A 15,598-nucleotide genomic window follows, 5' to 3' on the forward strand; every position below is an offset into this window, starting at 1 on the left:
ATTGGCGGTTGGGCTCCACCGCGTCTAGAAGAGGGGCTCTGACATCAGGAGTCTTTCATGCCCACCAGCCCTTGGAGCCACCAGCGAAACGCCAATGTCGCTGACGACATCGACTTCGAGATCAAGGGCGAGGATCTCCAGTTCGTCGAGATCGAGCTCGATCCGGGCGAAAGCGCGGTGGCTGAAGCCGGCGCCTTTGTCTGGAAGGACGCCACCGTTCAGATGACCACGGTGTTCGGCGACGGCGCGGCCGACCAGGGCGGCGGCTTCATGGGCAAGCTGCTTGGGGCCGGAAAGCGTCTGATCACGGGCGAGAGCCTCTTCACGACGGTCTTCACGCATCACGGGACCGGCAAGGCCCGCGTGGCGTTCGCCTCGCCCACGCCCGGCACGATCCTGCCGCTGAATCTGGGCCAGCTGGGCGGGACGCTGATCTGCCAGAAGGACAGCTTTCTGGCGGCCGCGCGCGGCGTGTCGATCGGGCTTCATTTCCAGAAGCGGATGATGACCGGCCTGTTCGGCGGTGAAGGCTTCATCATGCAACGCCTGGAAGGCGATGGCTGGGTGTTCGTTCAGATGGGCGGGACGCTGGTCGAACGCACCCTGGCGCCCGGCGAGGAACTGCACATCGATACGGGCTGCCTAGCCGCCTACACGCCTGACGTCGACTTCGACCTCGTCATGGCGGGCGGCGTCAAAAGCGTGCTGTTCGGCGGCGAAGGTCTGTTCTTCGCCCGCGTGCGGGGTCCCGGGAAGGTCTGGATCCAGTCCCTGCCGTTCGCACGTCTGGCCGGCCGCATGCTGCAAGCGGCTAATCACCAGGGCGGCAACCAGGGCGAAGGCTCGATCCTCGGCGGCCTTGGCCGGATGATCGACGGGAACTGAGGTCTTAGAAACTGTCATCCCGGCCGCAGCCAAGCGGAGAGCCGGGACCGCGGAAAGCTCAGCGCTTCCGAAGGTCCCGGATCGGCGCGCTTCGCGCTTGTCCGGGATGACAGCTTTTACGGACTCTTCGTCCGGTCCCAGCTGTCGTATTCGTAGGCGATGCAGCGGTCGATCAGCGTGCGCCAGACCGGTTCCGCGATCGCCTCGGACAGTCCCGCTTCACGGGCGGCGGCCTTGACCTTGGTCACCACATCCTCGATCCGCGCGCGGTCGAAGACCTTGTTGCGGTCGGCCTTGATGCGCGCCGCCGCGTCCATATAGCCCTGCCGTTCAGTCAGGAGCTGGACCAGGGCCCGGTCCAGAGCATCCACGCCCTGGCGCACATCGACCATGGTCTGGCAGTCGGCGGGCGCGAGGCGCTCGTCGACCGTGAGAGTCGTCGTTTTCATGCGCCCCTTTAAGCGGTTTTGGGGCGGTCGGACCATCCCAAAACCTGACGATTGCGCCGTCAGATGCCCGCGCCGTTATCCATCGTGCGCAGCGCGGCCTCATGGGCCTCGGCTTCGGCCTTGAGCCAGTTCACGAAGGCCTTCACCTGCGGGAGGCGTCCCTTCGCCTTGGGGTGAACCACATAGTAGGCGAAGTCGACGGCGGTGGACGCCTCGAACGGGATGACCAGGCGCCCGGAGTCGAGATCGGCCTGGGCCAGGGTGCGCTTGGCCAGGGCGATGCCCCGGCCGTTTGCGGCGGCCTCGATCACCAGGCTGGACTGGTTGAAGCGGGGACCCCGTGCGCCATCGACGCCCTTGATCCCGCGCGCGGCCAGCCACATCGCCCAGTCGGGGCAGCTGTCGTCGGCGTCGGGCGAGCCGTCATGCAGCAGAATGTGATGCTGCAGGTCCTCGGGGCGCTCCAGCGCGTTCTGCTCGAGCAGCTCGGGGCTGGCGACCGGCACGACGGTCTCGTGCAGCAGACGGATGACCTCCAGGCCCGGATAGCGACCTGAACCATAGCGGATGGCCATGTCGACCTCGCCCGTGGCGAAGTCCACGACCTCCATGCCGGCGGAAAGCCACACGTCGACCTGCGGATGGGCCTGCTCGAACTTGCCCAGGCGCGGCACTAGCCACTTGGCGGCGAAGGATGGCGCGGCCGTCAGGGTCAGGCGACGGCCGTCGACGGCGGCGGTCAGCAGGCTGGCGGCCTCGGCCAGGCGGTCGAACGCCTCACGCAGGGCGGGTAGGGCGGTTTGCGCCGCGTCGGTCAGCAGCAGCCCCTTGGGCGTACGCTTGAAGAGGGCGGCGCCGACATAGTCTTCCAGGTTCTGTATCTGCTGGCTGACCGCGCCAGGGGTCACCGACAGCTCGTCCGCCGCCCGGCTGAAGTTTAAATGGCGCGCGGCGGCCTCGAACGCGCGCAGGGCGTTCAACGGCGGCAGGCGACGGCGCTCGTTCGGTCTTTCCATAGTTTTACTGAACGCCCCGGCAGAAGTCCTTGTTTGCGAATTGGCCCCTTCGAGCCGAGTTTGCAAGCGTTCGCTGGCGGATTGGCCCTTTTCGTCGGCGAGTGCGAGCGGGGTTGTCCTTAGGGGCGACCCCGCCTTGCGTTCCAGCGCTTTATTCCAAGCGGCCTGATAGAGGTTCTAAACGCATGGCCCGCCAGCCGGCCCGAAATCGCCCGCCCGGACTTGTCGTCGTCGGCGGAAAACATGCCGGTCGCGCGCTCGGCGCGGTCTGGCTTGTGGGAGCGGGGCCCGGGGACCCGGACCTGCTCACCTTCCGCGCGTTTAACGCCCTGCGGGCGGCCGACGTGGTGGTGCATGACGGCCTGGTCTCCGAAGAGATTCTCGATCTTGCACCCAGCCGCGCCCGGCGGATCAATGTCGCCAAGCGCAAGTCGCGCCATACTCTGCCGCAGGACGACATCAATCAGCTGCTCGTGGCCCTGGCGCTTGAAGGCCTGAATGTCGTGCGCCTTAAGGGCGGCGATCCGTTCCTGTTCGGCCGCGGCGGCGAAGAGTTGGCCGCCTGCCGCGAGGCCGGCGTCGACTGCCATGTGGTGCCGGGCGTCACCGCCGCCTTGGCGGCCAGCGCCGGCGCCGGGGCTCCGCTGACCCATAGGGGCTCGGCTCAGGCGGTGACCTTCGTCACGGGTCATGCGGCGCACGGAGAGCCTGACCTCGACTGGGTCGCGCTGGCGCGCCCGAACCAGACGGTCGTCGTCTATATGGGCGTCTCGACCGCCGGCTTGATCGCCGAGCGCCTTACGGCGGCCGGTCGCGCCGGGGCGACGCCGGCCCTGGTCGTCGAGAATGCGAGCCGCCAGGACGAGCGCCGGATCCTGACGACCCTGTCCGGACTGGCCGAGGCCGCCGCCTCTGTGCGCGGACCTGCGTTGCTGATGGTGGGCGAGGCCATGGCGATGGCGGAAGTCCGCAATACCGACCTCCCCGGCGAAGGCCGGGGTCCAGGTGAAGCCCACCAACCCCTCAGGATGAATCTGGGTCCCGGCCTTCGCCGGGAAATTCGGGTGAAATGATGAAAGCCGTAGTCGCCAATCGCCTGATCGACGGCGAGGTCGTGTTCTGGAAATCCGGGCAGTGGGTTGAGCGCTTCGGCGAGGCCGAACTGTTCGACTCCGAGGCGCCGGTCGAGCAGGCCGTCGCGGTCGGCAAGTCCCAGCCGACCGTCGTGGTCGACGTCTATCCGATCGACCTCGTGCAGTCCGAGGGGCGCTGGGCGCCGCTCAGCTATCGCGAACGCATCCGGGCGCTGGGCCCGACCAACGAACCCACGCACGGCAAGCAGGCCGAGGGCGGCGACGTCATCGAGGCGCTGCGTCACGCCGCTGGCGCGGCGCGCTCGACCGGTCGCGTCGATCTGATCCGCAGGAAGTAGGGCGGCATGTATCAGTACGATCTCATCGACAAGGAATTCCTGGCCGACCGCTCGGCCGAGTTCCGAGGGCAGGTCGCCCGCCGTCTGTCCGGCGAGCTGACCGAGGACCAGTTCAAGCCGCTGCGACTGATGAACGGGCTCTATCTGCAACTGCACGCCTACATGCTGCGGGTCGCGATCCCCTACGGCTCGCTGAATCCGACCCAGGCGCGCCGCCTTGCCGAAATCGCCCGCGACTACGACAAGGGCTATGGCCACTTCACGACGCGCCAGAACATCCAGTTCAACTGGATCAAGCTGAAGGACGCGCCGGAGATCCTGGACAAGCTGGCCGAGGTTGACCTGCACGCCATCCAGACCAGCGGCAACTGCATCCGCAACACCACGTCCGACCCCTATGCCGGCGCGACGGCCGAGGAGGTCGACGACCCGCGCGTCTGGTGCGAGGTGATCCGCCAGTGGTCGACCCTGCATCCGGAATTCTCGTTCTTGCCGCGCAAGTTCAAGATCGCCATCACCGCCTCGGCCAAGGACCGCACGGCGGCCAAGGTCCACGACATCGGCCTGCTGCTGCGCCAGGGCCGCGACGGCCAGCAGGGCTTTGAAGTGATCGTCGGCGGCGGCCAGGGGCGCACGCCCTATGTCGGCCCGACCATCAAGGAGTTCCTGCCGACCGACCGGCTGCTGAGCTATCTGGAAGCGATCCTGCGCGTCTACAACCGCCACGGCCGGCGCGACAATATCTACAAGGCCCGGATCAAGATCCTGGTCGCCGCCCTCGGGGCCGAAGAGTTCGCCCGCCAGGTCGAGGAGGAGTGGAGCAAGATCGACGCTGCGCGCGCCGACCTGCCGGCCGCCGAACTGGCCCGTATCCGCGCCGCCTTCGCCACGACCCCGTTCGAGACGCTGCCGGCGCGGTCCGAGGCCTTCGACACCGCCAAGGCCAAGGACGCGGCCTTCGCGCGCTTTGTCCGCAACAACGTTCGCCCTCATAAGCAGCCGGGCTATGCGATCGTCGAGATCTCGCTGAAGGCTCAGGAGCAGACGCCGGGCGACGCCTCGGCCGACCAACTGGACGTCGTCGCCGATCTGGCCGAGCGCTACGGCTTCTCGGACCTGCGCGTGACCCACGCCCAGAACCTCGTCTTGCCGCACATCAAGCTGGACGATCTCCCGACCGTGTTCGCGGCGTTGCAGGCGGCGGGCCTCGCCACGCCCAACATCGACCTGGTCAGCGACATCATCGCCTGCCCGGGCCTGGACTACTGCGCCCTGGCCAACGCGCGGGCCATCCCGATCGCCCAGGACATCGCCCGCCAGTTCGCCGATCTCGATCGCGCCGAAAAGGTCGGTGAGCTGAAGATCAAGATCAGCGGCTGCATCAACGCCTGCGGTCACCACCACGTGGCCCACATCGGCGTTCTCGGCGTCGATAAGAAGGGCGAGGAATTCTACCAGCTGTCGCTGGGCGGTTCGGGCGCGGAAGACGCCTCGATCGGCAAGATCCTGGGTCCGGCCCTGCCGGCCGACAAGGTCGCCACCGCCGTGGACCAACTGGTCGAAGCCTATCTGAGCGCCCGCGTCGACGGTGAGCGCTTCCTCGACACCTATCGTCGCGTCGGTCTCGAGCCCTTCAAGGAGGCGGTCTATGCCCAAGCTGATTGAGCTCGTTGACGGTCAGGCCCGCTGGGCCGAGGACAGCTTCGCGCATCTGGCCGACGAGGATCCGATCCCATCCGCCGGCGACGTGATCCTGTCGCTGGCCCGCTTCCAGGCCGAAGGCGACGCTCTCTTGGCCTCCAACAGCCGTCGCGTCGGCGTGCGGATCGAGCCCGACCAGGAGGTCGAGGTTCTGGCCTATGACCTGCCGCGCATCGCGGTGGTGGCGCTGGCCTTTCCGAAGTTCCGCGACGGCCGCGCTTACACGTCCGCGCGTCTGCTGCGCGAGCGGTTCAGCTATCAGGGCCAGATCCGCGCCGTGGGCGATGTGCTGCAGGAGCAGGCGGGTTTCATGGTCCGGTGCGGCTTTGATGCGTTCGAGCCCGCCGACGGCGCGACCCCGGACGTGCTGACCAAGGCGGCCAACCGTTTCCGGCATGTCTATCAGCGCGCGGCCGACGATCGGCCGATCGCGTTGGATGAGAGGGCTGTTTGATGGCCTACGACCAGACGAGCGCGACGGCTCCCGGCCTGGCCGCCCGGCTGGACGCCGAGCTGCGTGACGCCCATCCGAGCGAGATCCTCCGCACGGCCCATGAGCATTTCGGCGACAAGCTGGCTTTGGTGTCGTCGTTCGGCGCGGAGTCGGCGGTGCTGCTGCATCTGGCCTCAAGGGTCTCTCACGCCATTCCGGTGCTCTTTCTCGACACCGGCATGCTGTTTGGCCAGACGCTGGACTACCGGAAAAACCTCGCCGCCCGGTTTGGCCTGACCGATGTCCGCGACCTGCGGCCGGCCTTCGCCGATCTGGCGACCCAGGACCCCAATTCCGACCTCTGGCGCACCAGCGTCGACGGCTGCTGCCACATCCGCAAGGTTCTGCCCCTGGACCGGGCGCTGGGCGGTTTCGACGCCTGGATCACCGGTCGCAAGCGCTTCCACGGCGGCGATCGCCTGAGCCTGCCGGTGGTCGAGGAGGCCGAGGGCAAGATCAAGTTCAACCCTCTGGCCAACTGGTCCAAGGCCGAGCTTGACGCCTATGTCGCCGAACATGACCTGCCGGCTCACCCGCTGGTCGCCCAAGGCTACGCCTCGATCGGTTGCTGGCCTTGCACCCAGCCGTCGGAAGACGGTCGCGCGGGTCGTTGGGCGGGGCAGGAAAAGACCGAGTGCGGCATCCACGTCGCGCGCGCGCCGGGCGTCGCGCCGAACGTGGGCGGGGATATCTAGGATCTAAATCCTCCCCCCAGCGGGGGAGGTGTCCGCGCAGTGGACGGAGGGGGAAGTTTTGCGGACTTTGCCACTTCCCCCTCCGTCGTCTCTTCGAGCCGACACCTCCCCCGCTGGGGGGAGGATCGTCTGGTTCTACTCCCCAGGCCGGTACGTCCGCACCGCGTGCTTCTTGACGTCCTCGGGATAGAAATAGACGTCCCGCAGATTGCCGATCGCATAGCGCTGCGCCTGGTCGTTGAAGTGCGGAGAGGTCGGATCACCGCTCTCGCCGCCGGCCGAGATGGCGCGGGCGCGGACCTTGTCTCCGAACTGCACGACCGCCACGAAGCTGTTGCCCAGCGTGCCGTAGTACTTCTTCGTGCCCGGCCAACGCTTGGCCCCGAAGGAGGCCAGAGAACCCCACTGGGCCGAGGTGAAGCCCACCGTAAGGCTGGGCTTGCTGTCATCGAAGGTCTGGACGATGGCGCCGTCGTTGCGCTGGAAGCGGTTGATCTCGCCCCACGGAGTCTTCCACGAGCCGAAGTCGGCGGTCAGGCGGTCGGAGGCCTCGGCGAGCGCCGCCAGCTTGTCGGCGGGCGAGAGCTTGTCGGCCATGTAGTCATAGGTGTTGAGGCCCTCGGCCTTGGCGGCGGGCGCGGCCTTGGCCCACATCGCCTCGCCCCAGAACACCGCCAGCGATGTCTCCGTCGAGCGTGTCGACCATTTGCGATCCCAGCCGGCCAGGGCGGTGACCTGCGCGGCGACCTTGGCCTTGATCGGGTCGCTGTCCGGCGTCGCCGCATAGGCGGTCTCGAGCGTGGGGATCAGGCGCGCGAAGGCCGTCAGATAGGGATCGTAGGCCTTCTCGATCAGGCCGCCCAGCGTGAGGTTCTTGACGTCTTTCAGAACGAGTTCGGCGTGCAGCCCGCGCGGGTTTTCCCCGAACGTATCCATGTACTTCGGGAAGTTGGCCTGCTTGGGGCTGTACGGCCCGGCCGCCGTATAGGGCCAGTTGTTGGTGTTGAAGGCCCAGCCGTTCGGCGGGTTCAGCACATGGGGTGCGTCCTTCAGCGCATGCAGCCCCTTCCAGTCGGTCGCCGGATTCGAACCGTCTACGGGCTTGGTGTAGTCGAAGCGATCGTCGCGGACCGGGATGAACTGCGGGTGCAGATAGGCGATCTCGCCCCGGGCGCTGGCGAACAGGGTGTTGTTGGACGAATTGGCCTTCAGCTCGGCCACCTTCATGAACGAGGCGTAGTCGGTCGCCTTGGTCCGCAGGAACGATTGCTGGAGCGCGGCGACTGGCTTGTTCATCAGTGCGATGCTGATCCACTTGCCGTTCTCCTCGCGCACGATGGGGCCGCGATGGGTCTTGAAGACGGTGAACCTGCGCTCGGCCATCGATCCGTCGGCGGCGCGATAGGGGACGGTGATCACCTCCGTCTTCAACGGACGAAGCTGGTCGCCGTACTTGTAGAAGCGCTGGCCGTCCTTCTCGACGATCGTTTCGATGAACTCGTCGACCACGTCGACGCCGCTGGAGGTGTGCATCCAGCCTGCCTTGGCGTTGAAGCCCTGATAGATGAAGAACTGGCCCCAGGTCGTGGCGCCGTAGGCGTTCAGGCCCTCGTTACTTGAGACCTGCATCTCCGAGCGGAAGAAGAAGCTGGTGTGCGGGTTGATTAGCAGCATCGCCTCGCCGTCCAGGGTCAGCTTCGGCGCGATGGCGATGCCGTTTGAGCCGGTGGGTTCCTTGAACAGAAGGCCCTTTTCATCGGCGGTCATGGCCAACTGGCGCTTGCCGTAAAAGGCCTCCAGCTGGGTCAGCGCCACGCGCTCGATATCGCCGCCGATGCTGCCCTCGGAGAAGCTGAGCGCCATCCACGGCTCGAAGCGCTGGATCACGCGCGGCTTCACGGTCGGATGGGTTTCCAGATAGTAGTTCAGGCCGTCGGCCCAGGCGTTCATCAGCGCCTTCAACCAGGCGGGGCTCTTGGCGTAGTCGGCTTTCAGCACGGCCGGATCGATGAACAGCTTCTGGCGCAGGTCGGCCCAGATCGCCTTCTCGCCCTCGGCCTCGGCGGTGCGGCCCAGCGAGGTCATGAAGTTGGCCTCGACGCGGTTGAAATCATCCTCGGCCTGGGCGTAGGCCATGCCGAACACCGCATCTGCGTCGGTCTTGCCGTGGATATGGGCGATGCCCCAAGTGTCGCGGGTGATCTCGATCTTGGCCGCGCGGGCCTTCAGTCGAGACAGATCATCGCCGGCCTGCGCCGAGCCTGCGCAGAGTACGGCGCACAGCGCCAGGATGCTGACCGAGTAGCGGTGCATGACGACCCCCAAAAACTAATAGCTTCCCGAACCGGCGGGGATCCAAGCCGAGTTCGGGCGTCAATGCCAGTGCATCTCAGAGGGAGAAGCGCCTATTGGGGCGGACAGCCCTTGAACTCGCCAACCTTGGAAACCGAAAGGTTGGTGAGATCCAGACCGCGCAGCGCTTTCATCGAGCTGGCGCCGACGCCGCTGAACAGGTCCAGCTTGAGACCCTTGATCGCGCCGCCGATGTCCGAGGCGTACCAGTAGCCGTCGTGCTTTTCGCCATTCGGCATGGGCAGACCCACGGTCTCCTTGATGAAGATGACGGTGCGGCGTGGAATGACCTTCGGGTCGACGGCGACCGTGCGCATGGCGGCGACCCTGCAACCCAGCGAGTCGAACGCGCGGATGCCCTTGGCCCCGGCGTGATACATCGTCGCCTTCATCTTCCACTCGACCGAGCCGGGCAGGGCGCCGCCGCTCAAGGCCGAGGTGATGAAGTCGCCGAGCGGATCGGCGTGGGCGGTCGTCGTCGGCGCGGAGTCCGCCTCGGGAGCGGCTGCGGCGATGGCGGGAGCGGCGAACGCGGAGATGACCGCGGTGGCCAAAATTCCGGCGAGCTTGCGTCGCATCGAGGGGGTCCTCTTATCGGCGGTCTGTCGGGCGGCGTCTGGATAGTCCGATCACGGCTCTGTGACAACCCTGTGAGTCGATATGGCGCGGAGCGGCCTCGCGCCGCGCGGGAAAAACCGGCATCGATTCAGAGCGTTGAAACTTGGCCTTGGGGGAGTCGATTTTTCCTCTCGCGCCTTCGAAGGGGACGAACATGGCGTTGCGGATCTACGGCGACTCGATCTCCGGCAACTGTCTGAAGGTAAAGTGGACCGCCGACCGCCTGGGCCTCGCCTACGATTGGATCGAGACGAATGTGCTGACCGCCGAGACGCGGACAGCCGAGTTCCTGGCCTTGAATCCCGCCGGCCAGGTACCCCTGGTGGTGCTCGCCGACGGACGGCCTCTGGCGCAATCCAACGCGATCATCTTTCACCTCGCGGAAGGCTCGGCTCTGATCCCCCGCGACGCGTTCGATAGGGCGAAAATGCTCGAGTGGATGTTCTGGGAGCAGTACAGCCACGAGCCGTACATCGCTGTGGCGCGGTTCCAGATGCGCTACCTGGGTAAGCCGGCCGAGAGCCTGGAGACGCGTTTGGTGGAGCGCGGGGCGGCCGCTCTGGCGCGCCTCGAAACACAGCTGAAACAATCGCCGTTCTTGGTCGGAGAGAGGGTCACTCTGGCGGATGTCGCTCTGGTGGCCTACACCCGCGTTGCGCACGAGGGTGGGTTCGATCTGTCGCTCTATCCCGCCGTCGAGGCCTGGGTAGGTCGCGTCGAAGCCGACCTCGGCATAAAATAGTCTTCCGGAGTTTAAGTCCTTGCGCCTGTCGTCCAGCCTGAAAGTCCTTGCTCTCGCCGCCGCTCTGGCGACGCCCGCCACCTCGGCGCTTGCCTGGGGCGCTTCAGGCCATCGTGTTGTCGGTGTGGTCGCGGCCAGCAGCCTGCCGGCGGATGTGCCTGCCTTCCTGCGCACCCCGACCGCCATCGCGGCCATCGGCGAGTATGCGCGCGAACCAGACCGCTGGAAGGGCTCTGGCAAGATCCACGGCACAGATCGCGATTCCGCCCACTTCCTGGACCTCGACGATGAGGGACGCATGTACGGCGGTCCCATGTTCACCGTGGCGACCCTGCCGCCGACGCGGGCTGACTACGAGACTGCGCTGCGAGCCGTCGGCCAGGACAGCTGGAAGGCGGGCTACCTGCCTTACGCGATCATCGACGGCTATCAGCAGCTGGTGAAGGACTTCACCTACTGGCGCATCCTGACGGCGGTGGTGAAGATCGAGAAGGACGCCACCAAGCTCGCCTACTACAAGGCCGACCTGAAGCGCCGGGAAGAGCTGCTCCTGCGCGACCTGGGCGTCTGGGCGCATTATGTGGGCGACGCCAGCCAGCCGCTTCACCTGTCGGTGCACTACAACGGCTGGGGCGACTACCCCAATCCGAACGGCTACACGAACTCGCGCCAGATCCACTCGCAGTTTGAAGGGCCCCTGGCCAAGGCCTTGGGCGACCAGAAGTCCATCCAGGCTCTGGTCCCGGCATACAAGTCTTGTGCATGTTCGATCGAGACGCGCGTTGTTGGCTATCTGACCGAAACCTGGAAGCAGACCGAGCCGCTCTATCAGCTGGAGAAGGCCGGCGCTCTGGTTCCCGCTGATCCGCGCGCCAAGAGCTTTGTCCAAACGCGGATCGCCGCCGGCGCCACGGCGCTGCGCGACCTTGTCGTCGACGCCTGGACCGAGAGCGCCAGCGGCAAGATCGGCTACCGCCCGGAAATCAGCGTCGCTGATGTCGAGAGCGGCAAGGCCGATCCGTGGCTCGATCTCTACGGCAAGGACTGATCCAGCGATGCTGGCCTTCGGCGCGCCCGTCGCGGGGCTAACCTACAAGGATCGTCCCGCAGCATTCGGTATCGCCGAGAACAGTCTGGGCCAGATCGCGCTGGCCCAGGTCACCAAGCCCGGGAAGGCGCCATACTTTGATCTTCCGGGCGGCGCGGTCGACGGCGATGAGACCGAGCCGCAAGCCGTCGTTCGGGAGTTCGGTGAAGAGACCGGGCTTGTCGTGGAGGCGGGCGCGCTTATCGAGCGCGTCTCGCAGGTCTTCCTGAAATCCGACGGCCAACCCGTCAGAAACTTTGGCGGTATTTACGTCGTGAGCGTCGTCCGGTGGGTTGAGGACCTCAAGGTCGAGGACGATCACGTCCTTGTCTGGTTGGACCCTCGCGATGCGGTCGTCGCCCTTCGCCACGACGCCCACGCCTGGGCGGTCGCGGCGTGGATGCGTCGCGGCTAGAGCGTGAGGCCGAAAGTGGAAACCGGTTTCGGCCATTATCACGCTCTAAGTCTTTGATTTAGAGCCTTTTTAGCGCCTGAAATCGATTCCGATTTCAGGCTAAAGGCTCTAGTTCGAGGCCAGCGCGACGTCGGCGCCTTGGCGTCGGGCCTGCTTCAGGTCGGCCCGCTGGCCGTCGGACAGGGCGGCTTGAAGGTCCTCCTGGAACTCCAGCAGGCAGGCCTTCGCCGACAGGCCGCGGAACCCCTTGGCTTGGCAAGTGTGGAACATCGCGACCTGGGCGCGCTTCTCGAACTCGCGCGCGCCGGCGGGGCTCGAAAGGTCCAGATCGCCGACCTTGATCCGCACAACCGGCGTTTCGGCCCGGTCTCCCGCGTGGGCGGCTGTGAGGCCGATGATCGGCATGGCGGCTAGGGCCAGCGCGGCGGCGACGGCGATGCGGTTGACGAGTTTGCTCATGTCCTGATCCTCGGTCTGGGGGGGCGCTTGGCGATCCGTTGGGTCAGGATTTAGAACAGCGGTCGCCGTAACACCCGTTACGAGTGCTTCATGACGTCGAATTAAGTCTATGAATGGGAAGTAATATTTCGCCTTTGCCGGCCAGATTGCGAACTGTGGCTGAGGCGTCCCTTCGGCTTTGGTAAATGATTAACCGCAAACCTTGGGTCTTCATTAGCCCGTTTCTGCGACAAAGCGTCCATCAACTTTGTTCGCCAGAAGGGATGGGCGGTTATGAAACTCTCGATCGTGATTGCCGCGGGTGTCGCTGGCAGCTTCTTTGTCGCTCAGGCCGCCTCGGCTGGTGGCGGTTTCGAAGACCAGATGGCCCGCTGCCTGCAACAGCACGCCAACACGCGCGACGCCGCGCAGGTGATGCTCGAGTGCAACGCTGACGGCGGCAAGCTGTCGGACTGCAAGGTCGTCGACAACAGCGCCGCCGGCAAGGGCTTCGACAAGGCCGCCATGTGCATTGCTGAAAAGCTGCCGATGGGCGCCAAGACGGGCACCGTGAAGGTTCCGTTCCGCTTCCCGGGCGGCGCGTAAGCTCCGACGCGTCAACCGACGAAGCGCACCCCCGCCGGTTCACCGGCGGGGGTTTTCGTTTCAGGCCGCCACGAAGTCGCGTGTGAGCTTCTGTTCGCTGTGTCGCACGGGCAGGGTGAAGCTGACCGTCGTCCCTTCGCCGGGCGTCGAGTGCATTTCCAGCACGCCGTCGTGCATGGTGATGAGCGACTTGGTGAGCGCCAGGCCCAGCCCTGTTCCTTGGGTCGTTTTCGAGAACTGGCTCTCGACCTGTTCAAACGGTTTGGCCAGTCGCGCCAGATCTTCCTTGGCGATCCCGATGCCGGTGTCCGTCACGGAAACCTTGACCAAGTCACCGAACGGATCGCGACGGACTTCCGCGCGCACGGTTACGCTGCCGGCGCGGGGTGTGAACTTGATGGCGTTGGACAGCAGGTTCAGCAGCACCTGTTTGACGGCGCGATAGTCCGCCTCGATCTCGGGCAGTTGCGGGAAGTCGATGGTCAGCTTGAGGCCTGCCGCCTCGGCGCGGTTGCGCACCAGCCTCACCGCGTCCTCGGCCACGTCCTCCAAGTGGATCGGCTCGAACTTCAGGTTCATCTTGCCGGCCTCGATCTTGGACATGTCGAGGATGTCGTTGATCAGGGCCAGCAGGTGTTGGCCCGATGAGTGGATGTCCTGGCTGTACCCCTTGTAGCGCTGGTCTCCGAGCGGGCCAAACATCTCGTTCATCATGATCTCGCTGAAGCCGTTGATGGCGTTCAGCGGCGTCCGCAGTTCGTGGGACATGTTGGCCAGGAATTCGCTCTTGGCCTTGTTGGCGCTCTCGGCCTTGACCTTCTCGGTCTCGTACTTGCGCGCCAGTTCGGCCAGTTGCTCCTGGCTGCGCTCCAGGCCTGCAACGGCGTTTTGAAGCTGTTCCTCGTTGCGCCGCCGCGCCTCTTCCTGGGTCTTGATCGCTGTGATGTCGGCGGCGGTCATCACGAGCCCGCCTTCGGCGGTGCGGCGTTCGCTGATCTGGATCCAGCGGCCATCCATTAGTTCGGCCTCGCGAACGCCCTTGGCGCCGTCAGGCGCGGGGTGGTCCTGCTTGATGGCCAGGGCGGCGAAGCGATTGACCTCGGCGCGCGCCGCGCCCGGCTTAAGGATCTTGGGCTCGAGTGAGAACACGCTGCGATAGTTGCGGTTGCACATCAGCAGACGACCCTGCCGATCCCACAGCACGAAGGCCTCGGACACGCTTTCGATGGCGTCGCGTAGGCGATTTTCAGCGGCTTGGGCGCGCGCTTGGGCGATCCGTTCTTCGGTGACGTCCAGCGCCACGCCGATGATCCGGGCGTGGCCTTCGCTTCCGGGTTTGCCAAATCCTTGGCCCCGAGCGTCGATCCAGAGCGATCGAGCGCCCTGTTCCGTCGCCGGGACACGGAACGACACGTCGAAGGCGCCGTACATCGCCGCATTGGCGAGCGCCTGACGAACGCGTTCACGATGGTCGATCGAGATGCGTTCCAGCAGATCCTGACCCGAGACGACCCCGCCGCCGCCCCAGCCGAACATCGCGCCGGTCACGTCGGATAGATAGACTTGGTCGCCGTTTAGGTCCCATTCCCAAATCCCGCACCGCGCCGCCTCGACGGCGAGGCGAAAGCGACGTTCGCTGTCGATGAACTCGCGATGGGCGACCTCAGCCTTCCGGCTCTGGATCATGAGCAACAGCGCTAGCGCGATGCCCACGCCAAGCGGAACCAGGAGGCTGAACGCGCCCTCCATGACCTGCCGATCCAGGTTCGCCACCGATCGTGTGGGCGCGGCCGCAACGGCGAGCAGAGCACCCTCGGCGATCGGACGCACGGCGACGTCCAGGACAGCGCCATCGGCGCCCTGACCGCGCACGGCGGCGGGCCCGTCCCCGAGGTCCTCAACCGAGACGGCGAATGCCTCGCGCAGGGCGCTCGCGCCTTGGACGCCACGCCCTTGCGCGGCGATCAGTTTGCCGTCTGGCAAGGCGAGAGCGCCGCTCTCTCCCTTCTCGGGATTGGTGACGAGCCGCGAGGCGTCGCCGCTTGAAATCACGAAGGCGCGGGCGCGATCCAGGGTCGTCGTGGTGGCCACATAGAGGCGGCCCGTTTGACCGACAGATCCAATCCAGTTGGTCCGTCCGGAAGCGCCTGCGGCGGTGGCGGCCGCCTTCCAGTCGGCGCCCTCGTCCCGACCCGCGACGGCGACGACGCCCGCCTGGCTGACGACCGCTACGGCGGCGGCTTCGCCGCCCGCCGCGCGCAAGGTGGTCTCGGCGGCGTCCATGGTCGCGCCGGGGTCACGTCTCAGAAGATCGGCGGCGGCGGAGAGGCCCGCGCGTTGGGCGGCGAGGTTGGCGTCCACGCGGCCGGCGATCAACTGCGCCTTCGCCGCCAGCGGAGCGCCGCCCGGCTGAGTCAGGGCTTCGCGTTGCAGGCGATGGACCCCGAACGCGGTGTAGACGGCCAGAAGCAGGAGGGCGGCGAGGATCGCAACACGGACGAGAGTCTGAGAGGGCGCGCCTACAGGCTTGGCGCGCACGGCCGCCGGCGCGGTCGGCCCGGCTGCCGCCGGCCCTCCGTGTCTGGCCATGCCCTTGTTCAACGCGCCCGACTCCCGTGGATCCCCATGGCGAGTCACTTCGCCAGAGTGTGAATCTAACGTACCGCCGC

The 15,598-nt window shown here is 66.2% G+C and carries 16 protein-coding genes; 10 read left to right on the plus strand and 6 right to left on the minus strand.

What is annotated here, in order from left to right; genetic code table 11:
* Nucleotides 1-57: 57 nt before the first annotated feature.
* Nucleotides 58-885 (plus strand): AIM24 family protein, encoded by an 828-nt coding sequence (locus J2X45_RS00625; protein WP_310209863.1) that lies wholly within the window; start codon nt 58-60, stop codon nt 883-885.
* Between the two features lie 116 nt (nt 886-1,001).
* On the opposite strand, the gene J2X45_RS00630 is transcribed toward J2X45_RS00625, so the two are convergent.
* Together J2X45_RS00630 and gcvA are read right to left on the minus strand one after the other, a co-directional pair.
* Entirely contained in the window at nt 1,002-1,334 is a 333-nt protein-coding gene (locus J2X45_RS00630) for a chorismate mutase (RefSeq protein ID WP_310209866.1), read from the minus strand.
* Nucleotides 1,335-1,393: 59 nt separating this feature from the next.
* On the minus strand, nt 1,394-2,350 hold the full coding sequence (gene gcvA, locus J2X45_RS00635) for a transcriptional regulator GcvA (protein ID WP_268067046.1): 957 nt from the start codon (nt 2,348-2,350) through the stop codon (nt 1,394-1,396).
* Nucleotides 2,351-2,535: 185 nt separating this feature from the next.
* Between gcvA and cobA the strand changes: the two genes are divergently transcribed.
* The 5 genes from cobA to J2X45_RS00660 are packed head-to-tail and all read left to right on the plus strand — an operon-like array spanning nt 2,536 to nt 6,671.
* Nucleotides 2,536-3,423, plus strand: a complete 888-nt coding sequence (cobA, locus tag J2X45_RS00640; protein WP_310209872.1) for a uroporphyrinogen-III C-methyltransferase — start codon at nt 2,536-2,538, stop codon at nt 3,421-3,423.
* The gene (locus J2X45_RS00645; protein WP_310212046.1) at nt 3,423-3,782 is read left to right on the plus strand and encodes a DUF2849 domain-containing protein; all 360 of its coding nucleotides are present in this window, start codon (nt 3,423-3,425) and stop codon (nt 3,780-3,782) included. Before cobA ends, J2X45_RS00645 begins: the two co-directional genes overlap by 1 nt.
* A gap of 6 nt (nt 3,783-3,788) precedes the next feature.
* Entirely contained in the window at nt 3,789-5,447 is a 1,659-nt protein-coding gene (locus J2X45_RS00650; protein WP_310209875.1) for a nitrite/sulfite reductase, read from the plus strand.
* On the plus strand, nt 5,431-5,937 hold the full coding sequence (locus tag J2X45_RS00655) for a DUF934 domain-containing protein (RefSeq protein WP_310209878.1): 507 nt from the start codon (nt 5,431-5,433) through the stop codon (nt 5,935-5,937). Before J2X45_RS00650 ends, J2X45_RS00655 begins: the two co-directional genes overlap by 17 nt.
* A complete protein-coding gene (locus J2X45_RS00660) occupies nt 5,937-6,671 on the plus strand; it encodes a phosphoadenylyl-sulfate reductase (RefSeq protein WP_310209882.1) in 735 nt (244 codons plus the stop codon). The genes J2X45_RS00655 and J2X45_RS00660 overlap by 1 nt, the downstream gene beginning before the upstream one ends.
* Before the next feature lie 135 nt (nt 6,672-6,806).
* Here J2X45_RS00660 and J2X45_RS00665 read toward each other — a convergent pair whose 3' ends face one another.
* Both J2X45_RS00665 and J2X45_RS00670 read right to left on the minus strand, forming a co-directional pair.
* Nucleotides 6,807-8,984, minus strand: coding sequence for a penicillin acylase family protein (locus J2X45_RS00665; RefSeq protein ID WP_310209884.1), 2,178 nt, complete (start codon nt 8,982-8,984; stop codon nt 6,807-6,809).
* A 92-nt stretch (nt 8,985-9,076) separates the two neighbouring features.
* A complete protein-coding gene (locus J2X45_RS00670) occupies nt 9,077-9,601 on the minus strand; it encodes a 3D domain-containing protein (protein WP_310209886.1) in 525 nt (174 codons plus the stop codon).
* 194 nt (nt 9,602-9,795) lie between these two features.
* On the opposite strand from J2X45_RS00670, the gene J2X45_RS00675 reads away from it, so the two are divergent.
* Genes J2X45_RS00675 through J2X45_RS00685 form a run of 3 tightly spaced genes read left to right on the plus strand, consistent with a single transcriptional unit; the run spans nt 9,796 to nt 11,885 of the window.
* Nucleotides 9,796-10,383, plus strand: coding sequence for a glutathione S-transferase family protein (locus J2X45_RS00675; RefSeq protein ID WP_310209890.1), 588 nt, complete (start codon nt 9,796-9,798; stop codon nt 10,381-10,383).
* A gap of 19 nt (nt 10,384-10,402) precedes the next feature.
* Entirely contained in the window at nt 10,403-11,431 is a 1,029-nt protein-coding gene (locus tag J2X45_RS00680; protein ID WP_310209893.1) for a S1/P1 Nuclease, read from the plus strand.
* Nucleotides 11,432-11,438: 7 nt separating this feature from the next.
* Nucleotides 11,439-11,885 carry an NUDIX domain-containing protein gene (locus tag J2X45_RS00685; RefSeq protein WP_310209896.1) on the plus strand — a complete coding sequence of 149 codons (447 nt, stop codon included), beginning with the start codon at nt 11,439-11,441 and terminating at the stop codon, nt 11,883-11,885.
* Nucleotides 11,886-11,993: 108 nt separating this feature from the next.
* On the opposite strand, the gene J2X45_RS00690 is transcribed toward J2X45_RS00685, so the two are convergent.
* A complete protein-coding gene (locus J2X45_RS00690) occupies nt 11,994-12,344 on the minus strand; it encodes a UrcA family protein (RefSeq protein WP_310209899.1) in 351 nt (116 codons plus the stop codon).
* Between the two features lie 273 nt (nt 12,345-12,617).
* Here J2X45_RS00690 and J2X45_RS00695 point away from each other — a divergent pair, with 273 nt between their 5' ends.
* Nucleotides 12,618-12,929 (plus strand): hypothetical protein, encoded by a 312-nt coding sequence (locus tag J2X45_RS00695; protein ID WP_310209901.1) that lies wholly within the window; start codon nt 12,618-12,620, stop codon nt 12,927-12,929.
* 60 nt (nt 12,930-12,989) lie between these two features.
* Here J2X45_RS00695 and pleC read toward each other — a convergent pair whose 3' ends face one another.
* Entirely contained in the window at nt 12,990-15,518 is a 2,529-nt protein-coding gene (gene pleC / locus J2X45_RS00700; RefSeq protein ID WP_310209904.1) for a cell cycle histidine kinase PleC, read from the minus strand.
* Between the last annotated feature and the right edge of the window lie 80 nt (nt 15,519-15,598).

The sequence above is a fragment of the Caulobacter sp. BE264 genome (assembly GCF_031457805.1).
In the GTDB taxonomy this organism is placed as follows: domain Bacteria; phylum Pseudomonadota; class Alphaproteobacteria; order Caulobacterales; family Caulobacteraceae; genus Caulobacter.

Excerpts from the sequence above, each read along its gene's own strand:
- J2X45_RS00685 (WP_310209896.1), top strand. The coding sequence starts at position 11,439 with ATGCTGGCCTTCGGCGCGCCCGTCGCGGGGCTAACCTACAAGGATCGT.
- J2X45_RS00665 (WP_310209884.1), bottom strand. The coding sequence starts at position 8,984 with ATGCACCGCTACTCGGTCAGCATCCTGGCGCTGTGCGCCGTACTCTGC.
- J2X45_RS00655 (WP_310209878.1), top strand. The coding sequence starts at position 5,431 with ATGCCCAAGCTGATTGAGCTCGTTGACGGTCAGGCCCGCTGGGCCGAG.
- J2X45_RS00690 (WP_310209899.1), bottom strand. The coding sequence starts at position 12,344 with ATGAGCAAACTCGTCAACCGCATCGCCGTCGCCGCCGCGCTGGCCCTA.
- J2X45_RS00675 (WP_310209890.1), top strand. The coding sequence starts at position 9,796 with ATGGCGTTGCGGATCTACGGCGACTCGATCTCCGGCAACTGTCTGAAG.
- J2X45_RS00695 (WP_310209901.1), top strand. The coding sequence starts at position 12,618 with ATGAAACTCTCGATCGTGATTGCCGCGGGTGTCGCTGGCAGCTTCTTT.
- J2X45_RS00630 (WP_310209866.1), bottom strand. The coding sequence starts at position 1,334 with ATGAAAACGACGACTCTCACGGTCGACGAGCGCCTCGCGCCCGCCGAC.
- J2X45_RS00625 (WP_310209863.1), top strand. The coding sequence starts at position 58 with ATGCCCACCAGCCCTTGGAGCCACCAGCGAAACGCCAATGTCGCTGAC.
- J2X45_RS00670 (WP_310209886.1), bottom strand. The coding sequence starts at position 9,601 with ATGCGACGCAAGCTCGCCGGAATTTTGGCCACCGCGGTCATCTCCGCG.
- J2X45_RS00660 (WP_310209882.1), top strand. The coding sequence starts at position 5,937 with ATGGCCTACGACCAGACGAGCGCGACGGCTCCCGGCCTGGCCGCCCGG.
- pleC (WP_310209904.1), bottom strand. The coding sequence starts at position 15,518 with ATGGCCAGACACGGAGGGCCGGCGGCAGCCGGGCCGACCGCGCCGGCG.
- cobA (WP_310209872.1), top strand. The coding sequence starts at position 2,536 with ATGGCCCGCCAGCCGGCCCGAAATCGCCCGCCCGGACTTGTCGTCGTC.
- J2X45_RS00650 (WP_310209875.1), top strand. The coding sequence starts at position 3,789 with ATGTATCAGTACGATCTCATCGACAAGGAATTCCTGGCCGACCGCTCG.
- J2X45_RS00645 (WP_310212046.1), top strand. The coding sequence starts at position 3,423 with ATGAAAGCCGTAGTCGCCAATCGCCTGATCGACGGCGAGGTCGTGTTC.
- gcvA (WP_268067046.1), bottom strand. The coding sequence starts at position 2,350 with ATGGAAAGACCGAACGAGCGCCGTCGCCTGCCGCCGTTGAACGCCCTG.